Genomic DNA, 914 nt, shown 5'->3' with positions numbered 1-914 from the left:
GTGTCGGGGATGCTGTTCAGCGGCCAGATGCGCACCGTGATGGCCGTCACGAGAAAGGTCACGAGGAACGTCACCCAGAAGTAGGCCGTCCACTGGCCCATCAGATCGAGAGTTTTGGCGACGATCACCATGAAGGTGGCCGAGACGGTGGAAAACCCGGTGGCAATGATCGCCGACTCTCGGGCGGTGTACTTGCCGTCCTTGTAGGCCCGGTTCGTGATGAGCAGCCCCAGTGAGTAGCTGCCCACAAAAGAGGCGACCGCGTCGATGGCCGATCGCCCCGGGGTCTTCCAGATGGGGCGCATCACCCGCTGCACGAGCACGCCGATGAATTCCAGCAGTCCATAGCTGACCATCAGCGCGAGAAACACGGCTCCGATCGGCACGAGCAACCCGACGGGAATCACCAGCTTGTCGAAGAGGAACGGGCCCATGTCCGGATCGAACAGCCAGGCCGGGCCGACCCGGAAGACCATCATGACTCCGACGACCAGACCCACGACCTTGAATAGCGAGAACACCGTATTGACGACGGATGTCTTCCAGCTTCCCGTCACGAAGGGATACACCGCGCCGGCCAGGATGATGGCGAGTGCGTAATACGGCAGCACCGGGCCAATGCTCGACTGCAGGAACGTCACGATGTGGTCGAGCATGATCGTGCTCGTGCCGCCGATCGTGAGAGGAACGAAGAACATGAACGCCCCTATGCCGCTGTAGACAAAGAGCCTCCACATGCCCGGGGTGCGGGTTCTCGGGACCTCGGTGGTCATGGTCATCGTTGTCTCCTGACACCTGCGTCGGCAGGGTGACGGATGCCCCCCGGCCTTTCTACGTACGTCCATCGAACCGTGAACCCACATCAGGGGACAATGTAAGAGCGGCGGATGCAGTCTCAGATATGAGATTCTGCC

1 protein-coding gene is annotated in these 914 nt (G+C 61.1%); it reads right to left on the bottom strand.

Features of this window, described 5'->3' with window-relative positions; all coding sequences use genetic code 11:
- Positions 1 to 779: YjiH family protein (locus JF66_RS19970; protein WP_035880633.1), on the bottom strand; the 779-nt coding region annotated here is incomplete at its 3' end.
- Positions 780 to 914: the final 135 nt, after the last annotated feature.

The organism is Cryobacterium sp. MLB-32, from assembly GCF_000738085.1.
Taxonomy (GTDB): Bacteria; Actinomycetota; Actinomycetes; order Actinomycetales; family Microbacteriaceae; genus Cryobacterium.
Note: the sequence above shows the minus strand (reverse complement) of the source record. Positions and strands in the feature narration are given on the sequence as shown.